At 71.5% G+C, this 15,626-nt stretch carries 16 protein-coding genes; 13 read left to right on the top strand and 3 right to left on the bottom strand.

Going from position 1 to position 15,626, the window contains the following annotated elements; genetic code table 11:
• The first annotated feature begins 183 nt into the window (after nucleotides 1–183).
• A complete protein-coding gene (locus ACH45E_RS36640) occupies nucleotides 184–756 on the top strand; it encodes a LamG domain-containing protein (protein WP_361449454.1) in 573 nt (190 codons plus the stop codon).
• Between the two features lie 13 nt (nucleotides 757–769).
• Here ACH45E_RS36640 and ACH45E_RS36635 read toward each other — a convergent pair whose 3' ends face one another.
• A complete protein-coding gene (locus tag ACH45E_RS36635; protein WP_361449457.1) occupies nucleotides 770–1,078 on the bottom strand; it encodes a PLD nuclease N-terminal domain-containing protein in 309 nt (102 codons plus the stop codon).
• Nucleotides 1,079–1,527: 449 nt separating this feature from the next.
• Here ACH45E_RS36635 and ACH45E_RS36630 point away from each other — a divergent pair, with 449 nt between their 5' ends.
• From ACH45E_RS36630 to ACH45E_RS36590, 9 genes are all read left to right on the top strand, one after another.
• Nucleotides 1,528–2,985 (top strand): menaquinone biosynthesis decarboxylase, encoded by a 1,458-nt coding sequence (locus tag ACH45E_RS36630; RefSeq protein WP_361449460.1) that lies wholly within the window; start codon nucleotides 1,528–1,530, stop codon nucleotides 2,983–2,985.
• Nucleotides 2,982–3,884 (top strand): menaquinone biosynthesis prenyltransferase MqnP, encoded by a 903-nt coding sequence (gene mqnP, locus ACH45E_RS36625; protein WP_361449463.1) that lies wholly within the window; start codon nucleotides 2,982–2,984, stop codon nucleotides 3,882–3,884. Before ACH45E_RS36630 ends, mqnP begins: the two co-directional genes overlap by 4 nt.
• A 125-nt stretch (nucleotides 3,885–4,009) precedes the next feature.
• Complete coding sequence (locus tag ACH45E_RS36620; protein WP_361449466.1) at nucleotides 4,010–4,666, top strand: UbiX family flavin prenyltransferase; 657 nt, start codon at nucleotides 4,010–4,012, stop codon at nucleotides 4,664–4,666.
• Nucleotides 4,667–4,757: 91 nt separating this feature from the next.
• Nucleotides 4,758–5,213: an Lrp/AsnC family transcriptional regulator gene (locus ACH45E_RS36615; protein ID WP_361449469.1), complete on the top strand. Its 456-nt coding sequence runs from the start codon at nucleotides 4,758–4,760 to the stop codon at nucleotides 5,211–5,213.
• Between the two features lie 82 nt (nucleotides 5,214–5,295).
• Nucleotides 5,296–6,459 (top strand): aminofutalosine synthase MqnE, encoded by a 1,164-nt coding sequence (mqnE, locus tag ACH45E_RS36610; protein ID WP_361449472.1) that lies wholly within the window; start codon nucleotides 5,296–5,298, stop codon nucleotides 6,457–6,459.
• Between the two features lie 35 nt (nucleotides 6,460–6,494).
• On the top strand, nucleotides 6,495–7,190 hold the full coding sequence (locus ACH45E_RS36605; protein ID WP_361449475.1) for a UdgX family uracil-DNA binding protein: 696 nt from the start codon (nucleotides 6,495–6,497) through the stop codon (nucleotides 7,188–7,190).
• A 21-nt stretch (nucleotides 7,191–7,211) separates the two neighbouring features.
• Nucleotides 7,212–7,736, top strand: coding sequence for a GNAT family N-acetyltransferase (locus ACH45E_RS36600; RefSeq protein WP_361449478.1), 525 nt, complete (start codon nucleotides 7,212–7,214; stop codon nucleotides 7,734–7,736).
• 93 nt (nucleotides 7,737–7,829) lie between these two features.
• Nucleotides 7,830–8,132: a DUF4229 domain-containing protein gene (locus ACH45E_RS36595; RefSeq protein WP_361449481.1), complete on the top strand. Its 303-nt coding sequence runs from the start codon at nucleotides 7,830–7,832 to the stop codon at nucleotides 8,130–8,132.
• Nucleotides 8,133–8,178: 46 nt separating this feature from the next.
• Nucleotides 8,179–8,844, top strand: a complete 666-nt coding sequence (locus ACH45E_RS36590; protein ID WP_361449484.1) for a TetR/AcrR family transcriptional regulator — start codon at nucleotides 8,179–8,181, stop codon at nucleotides 8,842–8,844.
• Here ACH45E_RS36590 and ACH45E_RS36585 read toward each other — a convergent pair.
• Both ACH45E_RS36585 and ACH45E_RS36580 read right to left on the bottom strand, forming a co-directional pair.
• The gene (locus ACH45E_RS36585) at nucleotides 8,826–9,662 is read right to left on the bottom strand and encodes a MaoC/PaaZ C-terminal domain-containing protein (protein ID WP_361449487.1); all 837 of its coding nucleotides are present in this window, start codon (nucleotides 9,660–9,662) and stop codon (nucleotides 8,826–8,828) included. The two genes, ACH45E_RS36590 and ACH45E_RS36585, sit on opposite strands and share 19 nt — an antisense overlap.
• 3 nt (nucleotides 9,663–9,665) lie before the next feature.
• Nucleotides 9,666–10,967, bottom strand: coding sequence for a 3-oxoacyl-ACP reductase (locus ACH45E_RS36580; protein WP_361449490.1), 1,302 nt, complete (start codon nucleotides 10,965–10,967; stop codon nucleotides 9,666–9,668).
• A 362-nt stretch (nucleotides 10,968–11,329) separates the two neighbouring features.
• Between ACH45E_RS36580 and ACH45E_RS36575 the strand changes: the two genes are divergently transcribed.
• The 3 genes from ACH45E_RS36575 (at nucleotide 11,330) to ACH45E_RS36565 (ending at nucleotide 15,612) form a co-directional block, all read left to right on the top strand.
• Nucleotides 11,330–13,243, top strand: coding sequence for an AMP-binding protein (locus tag ACH45E_RS36575; protein ID WP_361449752.1), 1,914 nt, complete (start codon nucleotides 11,330–11,332; stop codon nucleotides 13,241–13,243).
• Nucleotides 13,244–13,369: 126 nt separating this feature from the next.
• Nucleotides 13,370–14,407, top strand: coding sequence for a DUF1259 domain-containing protein (locus tag ACH45E_RS36570; protein ID WP_361449493.1), 1,038 nt, complete (start codon nucleotides 13,370–13,372; stop codon nucleotides 14,405–14,407).
• Nucleotides 14,407–15,612, top strand: coding sequence for a cytochrome P450 (locus ACH45E_RS36565; RefSeq protein ID WP_361449496.1), 1,206 nt, complete (start codon nucleotides 14,407–14,409; stop codon nucleotides 15,610–15,612). Before ACH45E_RS36570 ends, ACH45E_RS36565 begins: the two co-directional genes overlap by 1 nt.
• The last annotated feature ends 14 nt before the right edge of the window (nucleotides 15,613–15,626 follow it).

The following is a 15,626-nucleotide window of genomic DNA, read 5'->3' as shown; positions in this document are numbered from 1 at the left end:
GGACCCGCCGTGCCTTCCTGCTCGGCGGAGTCGGCGCGGTCGCCGCGGTCGGGACCGGGGGCGCGTTCTGGTTCGGCCGGTCCGTGCTCGGCGAGGAAGACGCCGGCAAGGGTCCCGACCGGGTGCCTGCCCCAGGCGGCGCCGCTCCGTCGGCAGCCGCCCGCCCGCGGGGGTCGGCGATCGGTGTCTGGCCGCTCGACGAGACCTCCGGCACGCTCGCCAGGGACACCGGGGTGGCGTTCCGGCAAGGACGGCGCCGCCGAGTTCGACGGAAAGACCAGCCAGGTCGTCACCGCGGGCCCGGTGCTCAGGACCGGCGCCGGGCACGGCTTCACGGTCTCGGCCTGGGTCTGCCTGTCCGCCGTGCCGGGCTTCTTCGCCACCGCCGTCAGCCAGGAGGAGACCACCGCCGACAGCGGTGACAGCGGCTTCTTCCTCCAGTACTCGAGCGAGGAGAAACGCTGGGCCTTCGCCCGCCCCGGCCGGCGCGCGGTCGGCTACACGGTCCCCGCCGCGGCCACCTGGACCCACCTGGTCGGCGTCTGCGACGCCGCCGCCGGCAAGCTGCGGCTCTACGTCAACGGCGTGCAGGAAGCGGCGATCACCGACACCAAGCCGACCGCCGCCACCGGCCCCCTGGTGATAGGCCGCGCGAAGTACGGCGGCAGGCCCACCGACTTCTTCCCCGGCGCCATCAAGGACGTCCGGGTCTTCGCCCGGGCCCTGACCTCGGCACGCATCAAGACGCTGCCGTGACGCGGTCCCGGTGTCAGTCCCCCTTGGGGTCGTCCTTGTTCAGGGACTTGAGGAACTCGGGGTTGTCGTCGGGCGCCACCCAGCGGCCCCCGCCCTCGCCCCCGCGTCCGGCCAGGCCCGGGACGCCCGCACGGGCGCCGCGGTTCTTGCCGGCGATCAGCCAGGCGACCGGGCCGACGAGCACCTCGCCGAAGAGCAGGATGACGATCACCCAGATCACCTTCGGCAGCGCGCGCACCTCCTCCTCGGGGGTGTTGAGGCAGTCCACGAAGGCGTAGATCCACAGCGCCAGGACCAGCAGGAGCGGCAGATACCTGAGCATGGGTGTGCGATCTCCTCGTGAAGTGGGACGGCCCCGATGACCGGGCCAGGGTAGCGGGTGGCCGGAACCCGTCCCCGCGGGCGGCCGACAAGGGGGGAGGCCCCCGCACCCGGCAGCGGTGGAGGAGCGCCTCCGCGTCCGAGGGCGGGACGGTGAACGGGCCGAGGCGTCGGCCTCGTAGTGATCGCGACGGTACGGCCCGCCGCCGACCGGCAGCAACAGCAGCCGGTGACCGCCCTGGTGCCGGCCACCGCGCTCCCCGCCGGGCGCCGTACGACTCACCGCGGGACCGGTGAGCACCCGGATGCGCCGTCACCCCGACGACATGCGCGGGCGGCAGGCCGATCCGGTTCCCGAACCCGGCCCGGTGCAGCCCGCCGACATGGCGCGGCGCCGCTCCGAGCGGGGCGCGCGTCGGGCGCGGACGGGCCTCCGCGATACTGGGACGCATGGCTTACGACGATCTTCGCTCCCTGCTCAGGGCACTGGAGCGCGAGGGAGACCTCAAGCGCATCAAGGCCGAGGTCGACCCGTACCTGGAGGTCGGGGAGATCGTCGACCGGGTGCAGAAGTCCGGCGGCCCCGCCCTGCTCTTCGAGAACGTGAAGGGCTCCGCGATGCCGTTGGCGATGAACGTCTTCGGCACCGACCGCCGGCTGCTGAAGGCGCTCGGCCTGAAGTCGTACGGCGAGATCAGCGACAAGATCGGCGGCCTGCTGCGCCCCGAACTGCCGCACGGCTTCGTCGGTGTGCGCGAGGCCTTCGGCAAGCTCGGCGCGATGGCGCACGTACCGCCGAAGAAGGTGAAGTCCGCGGGCGCGCCCGTGCAGGAAGTCGTCCTGCACGGCGACGAGGTGGACCTCGACCGGCTCCCCGCGCTGTTCACCTGGCCCAAGGACGGCGGCTCCTTCTTCAACCTGGGGCTCACCCACACCAAGGACCCCGAGACCGGCATCCGCAACCTCGGCCTGTACCGCCTCCAGCGCCACGACAAGCGCACCATCGGCATGCACTGGCAGATCCACAAGGACAGCCGCAACCACTACCAGGTAGCGGCCCGCAAGGGCGAACGCCTCCCGGTCGCGATCGCCTTCGGCTGCCCCCCTGCCGTCACCTACGCCTCCACCGCCCCCCTCCCGGGCGACATCGACGAGTACCTCTTCGCCGGGTTCATCGCGGGCAAGCGCATCGAGATGGTCGACTGCAAGACGGTCCCGCTCCAGGTCCCGGCGAACGCCGAAGTCGTACTGGAGGGCTGGCTGGAGCCCGGCGAGATGCTCCCCGAGGGCCCCTTCGGCGACCACACCGGCTTCTACACCCCGCAGGAACCGTTCCCCGCGCTGAAGATCGACTGCGTGACGATGCGCCGCCGCCCCCTGCTCCAGTCGATCGTCGTCGGCAGGCCCCCGACGGAGGACGGCCCCCTCGGCCGCGCGACGGAGCGCTTCTTCCTCCCCCTGCTGAAGATCATCGTCCCGGACATCGTGGACTACCACCTGCCCGAGGCCGGCGGCTTCCACAACTGCGCGATCGTCTCGATCGACAAGAAGTACCCCAAGCACGCGCAGAAGGTGATGCACGCGATCTGGGGGGCACACATGATGTCGCTCACCAAGCTGATCGTGGTCGTCGACTCCGACTGCGACGTCCACGACCTCCACGAGGTCGCCTGGCGGGCCCTCGGCAACACCGACTACGCCCGCGACCTCACGGTGGCCGAGGGCCCCGTCGACCACCTCGACCACGCCTCCTACCAGCAGTTCTGGGGCGGCAAGGCAGGCATCGACGCCACGAAGAAGTGGCCCGAGGAGGGGTACACGCGGGACGGGGGGTGGCCGGACATGGTCCTGTCGGACCCGGATACGGCGGCCCTGGTGGACCGCCGCTGGAAGGAGTACGGGCTGTGAGCAGCGCGTCAGCCGCGATCCCCCAGCCGGGACGCACCAAGGCGTTCCTGCGCCTGGTGATGATCGAGCACTCCGTCTTCGCGCTCCCCTTCGCCTACATCGCCTCCCTCACCGCGATGTACCAGGCGGACCGGAACATCCACTGGGGCCGGCTGCTCCTGGTCACCGTCTGCATGGTGGGCCTGCGCACCTTCGCGATGGCGGTCAACCGGATCATCGACCGCGAGATCGACGCCCGGAACCCGCGCACGGCCCACCGGGAGCTCGTCACCGGCGCGATGTCGGTCAAGCACGCCTGGACGGGCGCCCTGATCGCCCTGGTGGTCTTCCTCGGCGCGGCGGCCCTGCTGAACCCCCTCTGCCTGGCCCTGGCCCCCATCGCCGTGATCCCGATGGTGGTCTACCCCTACGGCAAGCGTTTCACGAACTTCCCCCAGGCCATCCTGGGCCTCGCCCAGGCGATGGGCCCGGTCGGCGGCTGGCTCGCGATCAGCGGCGAGTGGTCCTGGAACGCGGTGATCCTCGGTCTGGCCGTCGGCGTCTGGATCGGCGGCTTCGACCTGATCTACGCCTGCCAGGACGTCGAGACCGACCGTGAGGTCGGCGTCATGTCCGTCCCGGCCCGTTTCGGCATCCCGGCGGCCGTGTGGGGCGCGCGCGTGTGCCACACGATCACCACGGCCCTGTTCGTCTGGTACGGGGTGGCCACGGGCGCCGGCGCGTTCTTCTGGCTGGGCCTGCTGGTCGTCGCGGGCGCCTTCGTGTACGAGCACCGGATCGTCCGCCCCCATGACCTCTCCCGCCTCAACAGGGCGTTCTTCCAGGTCAACGGCTTCATCGGGATCGCCCTGTTCGTGTGCGCCCTGCTCGATCTGCTGGTGCGCGGCCTCACGGTGTAGCCCGATCGGGTGGGGGCCGTTTCCCCGCGGGCCCGGCCGAGCGCCCCCGACAGCGCCCCACCCGCCCTGAACACCGCTCGCCCCGCCGGTACGCTCAAGATGTGAACGCAGGAGAAACGCAGCGCGTGCCTTGGATCGTGGGGGTGTCCGGAGCGTCGGGGACGCCGTACGCGGCTGCCGTGCTGCGGGCGCTGCTGGAGGCGGGGGAGTCGGTCGACCTCGTGGTGTCGAGGGCGTCACGGCTCACGTTGCTGGACGAGACGGGGATCTCGTTCCGGGACGCGCACTGGCAGGACGACCTTCGGGAATGGCTGGCCAGGGGGGCCGACGGCAAGCCGGACACGTTCGAGGTGGACGTCGAGGGGGTGCGGTACTGGAGCGCGGGGGACCTGGCGGCAGGGCCGTCCTCGGGGTCGTACCCGGCGAAGGGCATGCTGATCGTGCCCGCCTCCACCGCCGGTGTGGCCGGGGTCGCGCTCGGGCTGTCGAAGGATCTGCTGCAACGGGCCGCGAGCGTCACCCTCAAGGAGCGCCGCACGCTCGTCGTGGCCGTACGGGAGACCCCGCTGAACGGGCAGACGCTGCGTCACCTGGTCGCGCTGGACGACGCGGGCGCCACCGTGGTCCCCGCCTCCCCGGCCTTCTACGCGGGCGCCACCCACATCCAGGACCTGGTGGACTTCGTCGCCGGACGCGTCCTCGACGCGGCGGGCGTGGAGCACCGCCTCTACCGCCGCTGGCAGGGGGAGCTGGGCGGCGGCGACGCAACCCGCGGGACATGAGCGCCATCTGAGCAAGTCGAGTCACTGGCAGTACGCGGTACGCAGTACCTCTCATCACTCCAAGAACTTTTCACCGGAAGGCTTCGATCGCATGGACGCGGTGGACAGGCAGCTCATCCAGGCCCTGAGGGAGAACGGCCGGGCCTCCTACGCGGAGCTGGGGCGCCTCGTCGGCCTGTCGGGACCCAGCGTCACCGACCGCATCAACCGGCTGGAGGCGGCCGGCGTCATCACCGGCTACCGGGCCACCGTCGACTCCGCCTCCCTCGGCCTCGGAGTCACGGCCCTGATCGGCATCTCGCTCTCCGACGCCGCCGACCACGAGGACGTGGCCGGCCGGCTGAAGGACCTGCCGGAGATCGAGGACTGCTGGTTCATCGCGGGCGACGACTCCTTCATGCTCAAGGTCCGCTCCCCGCACGTGGACGGGCTGGAGAAGACCATCCGCCGGCTCAGCGGGACGAAGGGCGTCTCGCGGACCCGTACCACCATCGTGCTGTCCACGAAGTGGGAGAACCGGGTCGGGGAGCTGCCGGAAGAGGTCTAGGCGCGAAGCGCCGTATGGGGGCACCGCCCGCCCGAAGGGTGGGGGAGTAACGTTGGCCGCGCTGTCTAGGAAAGGTGTTGGCATGGACGTCGGGCTCAAGCGCGAGCTGGAGGAGAAGGTCCGCTCCGGTGAGCGGCTGACCCGCGAGGACGGCATCGCGCTGTACGAGTCGGACGACCTGGCCTGGCTCGGCGGCCTCGCCCACGAGGTGCGGACGCGGAAGAACGGCGACGTCGTCCACTTCAACGTCAACCGGCACCTCAACATGACCAACGTGTGCACGGCGTCCTGCGCCTACTGCTCGTTCCAGCGCAAGCCGGGCGAGAAGGACGCGTACACGATGCGCATCGAGGAGGCGGTGAAGCTCGCCAAGGCGATGGAGTCGGACAACCTCACCGAGCTGCACATCGTCAACGGGCTGCACCCCAACCTCCCCTGGCGGTACTACCCGCGCTCCCTGCGCGAGCTGAAGGCCGCCCTGCCGGACGTCTCGCTGAAGGCCTTCACCGCCACCGAGATCCACCACTTCGAGACCATCTCGGGGCTGTCCGCGTCCGAGATCCTCGACGAGCTCATCGACGCCGGCCTGGAGTCCCTCACCGGCGGCGGCGCGGAGATCTTCGACTGGGAGGTCCGGCAGCACATCGTCGACCACCGCACCCACTGGGAGGACTGGTCGCGCATCCACCGCCTGGCGCACGAGAAGGGTCTCAAGACCCCGTGCACCATGCTGTACGGCCACATCGAGGAGCCCCGCCACCGCGTCGACCACGTCCTGCGCCTCCGTGAGCTGCAGGACGAGACGAACGGCTTCCAGGTCTTCATCCCGCTGCGCTACCAGCACGACTTCGTGGACATGCAGGACGGCAAGGTCCGCAACCGCCTCCAGGCGCGGACCCAGATGGCGACCGGTGCCGAGGCCCTCAAGACCTTCGCGGTCTCCCGCCTCCTCTTCGACAACGTCCCGCACGTCAAGGTCTTCTGGGTGATGCACGGCGTGCAGACCGCCCAGCTGGCCCTCCAGCACGGCGCCGACGACATGGACGGCTCGGTCGTCGAGTACAAGATCACCCACGACGCCGACAACTACGGCACCCCGAACAAGCTGACCCGCGAGGACCTCCTCGACCTCATCCGGGACGCCGGCTTCCGCCCGGTGGAACGCAACACGCGGTACGAGATCATCCGCGAGTACGAGGGCCCGGACCCCGAGCGCCGGGAGTCGCCGCAGCCGATGCGGGTGTGACGTGACGCCGTTTGCCGGACGGGTACCCGTCCGGCATGGCCACCACGAAGGCCCCTGAGGAGACCTACACCGCCGAGCCCTTCGTACCGGACCGTGCCGCCGGCCTGGACGACCTCCGGGAGGCCGCCGCCTGCTGCCACGGCTGCCCCCTGCACCGGAACGCCACCCAGACCGTCTTCGGCGCGGGCAGCGCACCCGCCCGCGTGATGCTCGTGGGCGAACAGCCCGGCGACCAGGAGGACCGGCAGGGCAGGCCCTTCGTGGGGCCCGCCGGGAAGCTGCTGGACAAGGCGCTCGCGGAGGCCGGGATCGATCCCGGCGGGGCGTACGTGACCAACGCCGTCAAGCACTTCAAGTTCACCCGGGCCGAGCCCCGCAAGCGCCGCATCCACAAGGCGCCGACCCTGCGCGAGATGACCGCGTGCGGCCCCTGGCTGGCAGCCGAGCTGGCGGTGGTGGAGCCGGAGCTGATCGTGGTGCTCGGCGCGACCGCCGGGAAGGCGCTGCTCGGGTCGTCGTTCCGGGTGACCGAGGTGCGCGGGACCGTGCTGGAGCGGGAGATCCACGGGCGGCCGGAGCGGCTGGTGCCGACCGTGCATCCGTCGGCGGTGCTGCGGGCGGAGGACCGGGAGGGCGCGTACCGGGGGCTGGTGGCGGATCTGAGGGTGGCCGCGCGGGCGCTCGGACGACAGCCGCCCTGGTATCGGCGATATCGGCTGTGCGAACGATGAAGTAATAGATACCATCCGCCCATGCCCCTTACCTTCACTCTCGACCCCGCCCTCACCCCCGCCCTCCGCGACGGCATTCTCGACCTGTGGACCGACGTCTCCAACGCGGGCGGCGCCGTCGGCTTCGTGGCCCCCGTGACGCGCGAGGAGGTACGCCCGGAGCTGGTGAAGCACCTCGCGGCGATGGCCGAGGGACGCCACCGGCTGCTGGTCGGCCGGGACGAGACGGGCGGGGTGGTCGCGACGGCCTTCTTCTCCTTCAACACGCACCGGCTGATGACGCACTGGGTGTGGCTGTACACGGTGATGGTGCACCCCAAGCACCAGGGCCAGGGGTACGGCCGCGACCTGCTGGCCGCCGCCGAGGACGCCGCCCGCGGCTTCGAGGGCGTCGACGCGATACGGCTCGGCTGCCGGGGCGGCCACGGCCTGGAGCGGTTCTACGGCTCCTGTGGCTACGAGGAGGTCGGCCGGGTCCCCGCCGCGATCCGCGTCGCCCCCGGCGACGACCGGGACGACATCACCATGCTCCTGCCACTGCGCTGATGCTCCGCACGCATCCCACCCCCGTCCAAGATCGGTCGCCGGGCGTGCTTCACTGGACGGTGCCCCTTTTCGTAATCGGAAGACTGGATTGAGATGCTCCGCTACACGCTGATGCGCCTCGGAATCTTCGCGGGCTGCCTCGTGGTCGTCTGGGGCGCCGTCTACTCGGGCATCTTCCCGCGCGGCTTCGGCGACTCGAACTTCCTGTGGGTCCTGCTGCTCTCCATGGTGCTCTCGGCGCCGATCAGCTGGGTGGTGCTGCGCAAGGAGCGGGACCGCGCCTCCGTGCAGATCGTGGAGCGGGTCGACCGCGCGAAGGCCAACCTCGAGGCCAACCGCAGCCAGGAGGACGTGGCCGACGACACCGCGCGGGCGCAGGGCCAGACGACCTCCTGAGGGCAAGCCGGGGGCGCGCGCGGCTCCCCCAACTAGGCTTGTCCCCATGGGTGCCGTGAAGACCAAGCGGATGCCGCGCGCGGTGCGGGAGCAGCAGATGCTCGACGCCGCCGTTCGGACCTTCGGCCAGCGGGGGTACATGGCCGCGTCGATGGACGAGATCGCCGAACTGGCGGGCGTGTCCAAGCCGTTGGTGTACCTGTACCTGAACTCGAAGGAAGACCTCTTCACCGCCTGCATCCGCCGTGAGGCCAAGGCGCTGACGGAGGCCGTACGCACCGGGGTCCGGCCCGGTCTGCCCGCCGACCGTCAACTCTGGGACGGTCTCCAGGCGTTCTTCGCGCACACCGCCGAGCACCCGGACGGCTGGTCCGTGCTGCACCTCCAGGCCCGCACCCACGGTGAGCCGTTCGCCGCCGAGGTCAGGGCGATGCGCGAGGAGATCGTCGCGTTCGTCACCCAGCTGATCGCGGTCGCCGCCCGGGAGGCCCACCGGAACCCCGACCTCCCCGAGCGCGAGGTCGCCGGCCTCGCCGAGGCCCTGGTCGGAGCCGCCGAGTCCCTCGCCGCCTGGGCCAACGCCACCCCGGGCGTCACCGCCCGGCAGGCGGCGGCGACCCTGATGAACTTCGCGTGGTCGGGCCTGGGCGACCTGATGGCCGGGCGGCCGTGGTCGCCGCCCGAGCCGACGGCTCAGGGGACCAGCGCGTAGACATCCCCGCTGACGTGCGTCTTCTCGCCGCCCCGCAGCTCGAACCGCCCGCCCTGAGCCGCGTACGTCACCGCCCCCGGCAGCAGCACCGGCGCCCGGAACTCCGCCCGCACCAGCACCGCGTCCGGTGTCCCGTGCGCGGCGAGACAGCGGGCCACGGTCCACATGCCGTGCGCGATGGCACGGGGGAAGCCGAAGAGGCGGGCGGTCAGCGGGCTGAGGTGGATCGGGTTGCGGTCGCCGGACACCGCGCCGTACCGCCGCCCGACGTCCCCGCCGAGCTGCCACTCGTCGACCTCGGGCAGCCCCTTGCGCTCCTCGCTGGCAGGGGTCTCAGGGCTCCCCGGGGTGCGGTGCCGCGCCAGATACGTACTCCGCGACTCCCACACCGCCTCCCCGTCCGCCCGTAGCTCGGTGACCACGACCGCCTCGGTGCCCCGCCGGTGCGGCACCAACCCGTCGACGTGCACGCCGAGTTCGTACGTCCCGCCGGCCGCCAGCGGGCCGCGCCGGGTCATCTCGACCGACGTGTGGACGAGCCCCAGCAGCGGCAGCGGGAAGGCCCGCCCGCTCATCAGCCGCATGGCCAGCGGGAACCCCAGTACATGCGGATACGTCACCGGCAGCGCGTCCTCGCCGGTCGGGAACCCGCACACCCGCTCGTAGCCGGCCAGCCGCGCGAGGTCCACGCGCAGCCCGGGCACCACGAGCCGGTCCCGGGGGTGGTCCGCGTCCGGGCGGGGGCGCTTGAAGGGGGAGAGGAGGGCGCCGCGCAGGAGGAGCGGCGGGAGGGCGGGGAGGCCGGCGAGCTCGGTCATGCGCTACGCCCCCAGCAGGCTCTGGCCGCAGACCCGGACGACCTGCCCGTTGACCGCGCCGGAGGCCGGGTGGGCGAGCCAGGCGGTGGTCTCGGCGACGTCGACGGGCAGCCCGCCCTGGGCGAGGGAGTTCATCCGCCGCCCCGCCTCCCGGATGAACAGGGGGATCGAGGCGGTCATCGCGGTCTCGATGAACCCGGGAGCGACCGCGTTGACGGTGACCCCGTGCCCGTCCAGCGCCCGGGGCGCCAGGGACCGCACCAGCCCGGCCACCCCCGCCTTGCTCGCCCCGTAGTTCGTCTGCCCCGCGTTCCCCGCCAGACCCGCGATCGACGCGGTGGCCACGATCCGCCCGCCGGAGCGCAGGGTGCCGCGCGCGAGCAGCGCGTCGGTCGTGCGCAGCACACTGGCGAGGTTGACCTCCAGCACGGAACTCCACCGCTCGGCGGGCATGTTGACCAGCCGCCGGTCCCGGGTGATCCCGGCGTTGTGGACGAGTACGTCGAGCCCGTCGGGCAGCGCCGCCGCGATCCGCTCACCGGCGTCGGCGGCGGTGATGTCGAGGGCGAGGGCGGTGCCGCCGAGCCGTTCGGCGACCTGGCGGGCGTCCGCCTCCGCCGCCGGTACGTCCAGTACGACGACCCGGGCGCCGTCCCTCGCCAGCGTCTCGGCGACCGCCGCCCCGATCCCGCGCGCGGCGCCGGTGACCAGCGCGGTACGCCCGGCTAGGGGCCGCTCCCAGTCGCCGGGGGCGGTGACGCTCCCCTCTCCCACGCCGATGACCTGGCCGCTGACGTACGCGGACCTGGGGGAGAGCAGGAAGCGCAGGGTGGACTCGGCGGCCGTCGCGTCGGTGAGCCGGACCAGGTTGACGGTCCTGCCCCGCCCGATCTCCTTGCCCAGCGACCGGGTGAAGCCCTCCAGGGCCTGCTGGGCGGCGGCCTGGTGGTGGTCGGCGGGGTCGAGCGGGGCGCCCAGCACCACCACCCGCCCGCTCGCGGCGACCGACCGCACGACAGGGTGCAGCGCCCCGTGCACCTCGCCCAGCGTCTCGACGTCCCGTACGCCGGTCGCGTCGAGGACGACGGCGGCGGGTTTCTCCGTCCCCGCGCTGAGCCCCGTACGGCCGAGGACAGCAGCGAGATCCAGGTCGGACTTCCCGGCGGTGAGGTGGAGCAGCGGACCGTCCAGGGAGCTCTCCCGCTCCGACCAGCGCCGCAGCGGTGCCGGCTGCGGCAGCCCGAGGCGGCGGGTCAGGAAGCGGCCGGGCGCGGTGCCGGTGAAGCTCAGGTAGCGGTCGGCCATCTGACGACTCCCAGGGGCTCAATTGCTTACTCTGGAGTAAGGTTACCGGTGGTAAGACTATGTCAGGATTCATGGTGAGGAGAAGGCCGAGAACGTGAGCACCCGTCAGGTAACCCCCGAGACTGCACAGGCCTGGCGCTGGACCATCCCCGAACCGACACAAACCCACCACAGGAGCCTCGTACGATCACCTGCCTAACCGTCGGTAACCCCTTTCTGCGGCAGGCCGCCGGTGAACGCCTCGGTGCGCGAGGCACGTACGTAATGCAGCAAGCACTTCGCGCTGCACGCCCGAGGAGCCGCCCGTGTCCACCCCGTACCCGAACGGCGCCACCGTCTCCTCCGGCGCCGTCGGCGCCCCGATCTCCGTCGGCGCTTCCGTCCACGCCACCGACTACGACGGTGTGCCGATCCTCGTCGAGCCCGAGACGCGGCGTCTGAACGGGGTGGTACGGGAGGTGTCCGTCCCGCCGTTCGCCCCGCCGGTCACCCACGGATCCCTCGCGGACCTGCCGTTCGACAACGCGGAGGCGGACCCCGGCGCGGTGGTCCTCAGCCGCAAGACCTCCGACGGCGGCTGGCAGGACGTGACGGCGGACCAGTTCGCCGACCAGGTACTCGCCGTGGCGAAGGGGCTGATCGCCGAGGGACTCATGCCCGGCGACCGGATCGCCGTCATGGCCCGCACGACGTACGAGTGGACCCTGCTGGACTTCGCCGCCTGGGCGGCCGGGCTCGTCACCGTCCCCATCTACCCGACCTCCTCCGTCTTCCAGACCCGCTGGATCCTCCAGGACTCCGGCGCGGTCGCCCTGGTCACCGAGACCGCCGGCCAGGCCGCCGCCGTGGGCCCCGAACTCGAACGCCTCCCCGACCTGCACCACGTGTGGGTGATGGAGAAGGACCACGTGGACCGCCTGGCCGAGCTCGGCGCCGGGTGGCCGGACGCGGAGGTCAACGTACGCCGGGGCATGCTCGTCCCCGACACGCTCGCCACCCTCATCTACACCTCCGGCACCACCGGCCGCCCCAAGGGCTGCGCCCTCTCGCACGGCAACTTCTTCGCCGAGGTCGACAACGCCATCGAGCTCCTCCACCCGGTCTTCAAGGCGAGATCGGACGAGGAGGCCTCGGTGCTGCTGTTCCTGCCGATGTCCCACGTCTTCGGCCGGATGGTCGCCATCGCCTGCGTCCGGGCCCGGGTACGGCTCGGCCACGCCCCCAGCCTGAAGGCGGAGGACCTGCTCCCCGACCTGGCCGCCTTCCGCCCGACCTGCCTCCTGACCATCCCCTACATGCTGGAGAAGGTCTTCAACTCCGCCCGCGCCAAGGCGGAGTCGGGCGGACGCGTCTCCACCTTCGACCGCGCGGCCGCCACCGCCATCCGCTACGGCGAGGGCCTCGAAGCCCGCCAGACCGGCACCGGCGGCGGCCCCAGCCGTTCCCTGAAGGCCGCCCGCACCCTCTACGACCCCCTGGTCTACCGCCGTATCCGCAACGCCATGGGCGGCAGAGTGCGGTACGCGATCTGCGGCGGCTCCCCGCTGGGCCGCCGCCTCGCCGCGTTCTACGCCGGCGCCGGCATCGAGATCTTCGAGGGCTACGGCCTCACCGAGACCACCGCGGCCTCCACGGTCACCCCACCCCTCAAACCCCGCCTCGGCACCGTCGGCTGGCCCCTGCCCGGCACCAAGGTCCGTATCGCGGCCGACGGCGAGATCCTGATCTCCGGCGACCACGTGCTCCGCGGCTACTGGGACCCCCAGGCGGGCGGAGTCGTCCCCGCCACCCGGGACGGCTGGCTGGCCACCGGCGACATAGGCGAGCTGGACGACGAGGGCTACCTCACCATCACCGGCCGCAAGAAGGAACTCCTCATCACGGCCGGCGGCAAGTCCGTCGCCCCCGCCCCCATGGAGAACTGGATCCGCTCCCACCCCCTGATCTCCCAGTGCATGCTGGTCGGCGACGGCCGCCCCTACGTCGGCGCCCTCTTCACCCTCGACCCCGACGGCATCACCCACTGGCGCCAGATGAACGGCAAGCACCCGGTGCCGCCCGAACTCCTCATCGGCGACGAGGAACTGACGGCCCTCCTGCAACGGGCCGTGGACGAGGCCAACAAGCTGGTCTCCCGCCCGGAGTCCATCCGGCGGTTCGCCGTCCTCCCCGTCGACTTCACCGAAGAGGCCGGCCACCTCACCCCCTCGATGAAGCTCCGCCGCGAGGCGATCATGCGGGACTTCGCGACGCAGGTGGAGGAGCTGTACGGCTGATACGGCCGTTCCCCGGAGGGCTCACCCGGCCGCCACGGCACGCTTAGCCCACCTGGCCCACCAGCGGGTGCGGATCACGGGTCCGTGCCTCCTGCCGTGCTTCCATCGCGCCAGGAGGCATATGACATGAATGATGACAAGCAGCAGCAAAACGGACAGGAAAACCCCCGACTCCCGTTCATCCCGTCCCGGCGCCGCATCCTGGCGACCGCCGCGTTCGCTCCCGTACTCCCCGCGGTGATGACCGGAGACGCGCAAGCGGCAGCCCGCACCACGGGAGCCCGCACGACGGCATCCCGCACGCTCATCGAGCCGGTGATGACCCAACTGTCCGACTGGACGGACGTGGGCCAGGCCCTCGGCGGCCCCGGCGACATGAAGCGGTTCATGTACCACACCGGTCTCCCGCGCCGGGACCTGAAGGTGTACACACGCGGCGTCAGGGTCGACGCCGGCCTCGCCCTCGGCACCCACGTGTCCTTCGTCCGCTACTCCGACGGCAGCACGCTGCTCATGGGCGACGTGGTGCTCACCGAGCAGGAACTCCAGCCGTTCATCGACGTCCTCCAGCAGCACGGCATCCTGACCACCGCGATCCACAAGCACCTGCTCGCACAGCGCCCCGACATCTGGTGGGTGCACGTGCACGCCCACGCCCACGACCCGGTGACCGTCGCCCACGGCCTGCGCGCCGCGTTCGACCGAACGGCCACCCCACGGCCGGAAGCGGCCACCGCCAACTCCCTGCCGCCCCTCGACATGGACACCGCCGCCGTCGACGCCGCGATCGGCGTGAAGGGCGCACGCGACGGAAACGTCTACAAGAGCACCTTCGTCCGCAGGGAGACCATCACCGACGGCCACCTCATCCTCCCGCCGGGCCTGGGCTCCACCACCTCCGTCAACTACCAGCCACTGGGCGGCGGCCGGGTCGCGATCAGCGGCGACTTCGTCATGGTCGCCCGGGAGGTCCAGGACTCCCTCGTCGCCCTCCGTCGCGCCGGCATCGACCTCGTCGAGCTCCACCACCACAACCTCACCGACGAGCCCCGCCTCTTCTTCGTCCACTACTGGGCCGTCGGCGACGCCGTCCAGCTCGCCAAGGCGCTGCGCCCCGCCGTGGACGCCACCGACGTCGTACCCATGGCAGGGGTGACCGGCTGATGACCACCGACGAAGAACCCCGCACCTGCCCCTTCGACTACAGCCACGCCCTCGAGTTCGACCCCGAACTCGCCGCCCTCATGGAACGCGAGTCCCTCACCCGCATCCGCCTCCCGTACGGCGAAGCCGACGCCTGGCTGGCCACCGACTTCCATTCGGTCCAGCAGGTCACCGTCGACCGCCGCTTCAGCCGCGCGCAGATCATGGGCCACGACTACCCCCGGATGACCCCGGAGCCCATCGTGTCCCCCGAGTCCGTCAACGTCATGGACCCGCCGCAGAGCAGCCGCGTACGGAGCCTGGTCTCCCAGGCCTTCGCCCAGGAACGCGTCGACGCCATGCGGGACCGCATCGTCCAGCTCGCCGACTCACTGCTCGACGGCATGGCGGAGGAAGGCCCGCCCGCGGACCTCGTACGCCACCTGTCGGACCCGTTCCCCCAGCACACCATCCTCGACCTGCTCGGCATCCCCCGCGACGAATGGCCCCGGATGCGCGAGCTGGTCCTCAAGCTCCTCGTCACCGGCCGGGACAGCAAGGAGGCGGCCGCCCAGGTCAAGAGTGACTTGACGGCTTACTTCCTCACTCTCGTCGAGCAGCGCCGCCACACCCCCGGCGACGACATCATCAGCGGCATGATCGCCGCCCGGGACGGCGAGGACCAGCTCGACGACCAGGAAATGGCCGTCATGACGCTGACCCTGGTCCTCAGCGGCCAGGACACCGCCACCTGCCAGATCAGCAACATCGTGTACCTGCTGCTGACGCGCCCCGAACTGATGGACCACCTGAAGGGTCACCCCGAGACCCTGCCGGGAGTCATCCACGAACTGCTCCGCTACATCCCGTTCCGCAAGGGCGTCGGCATCCCCCGGGTGGCCCTGGAGGACGTCGAGATGGCCGGCGCGGAGATCCGGGCCGGCGACTTCGTCCACGTCTCCTACCTCACCGCCAACCGAGACCCCGCCCGCTACCCCGACCCCCACGCCATCGACCCCGCCCGCCCGCACGCCCCCCACATGACCTTCGGCTGGGGCGGCCACCGCTGCATCGGCGTGCCCTTGGCCATGGCGGAGCTGGAGGTGGCGGTAGGCCGTCTGCTGGAACGCTTCCCCCGGCTGCGGTTGGCGGTGCCGCCGGAGAGGATCCGGTGGGACGCGAAGACCATTCGCCGGTTCCCTGTGGAGCTGCCGGTGATGTGGTGACGGCGAGGGGGAAC

This window comes from Streptomyces sp. NPDC020299 (assembly GCF_044387825.1).
Classification (GTDB): domain Bacteria; phylum Actinomycetota; class Actinomycetes; order Streptomycetales; family Streptomycetaceae; genus Streptomyces.
This window is presented reverse-complemented; position numbering and strand designations above follow the sequence as displayed.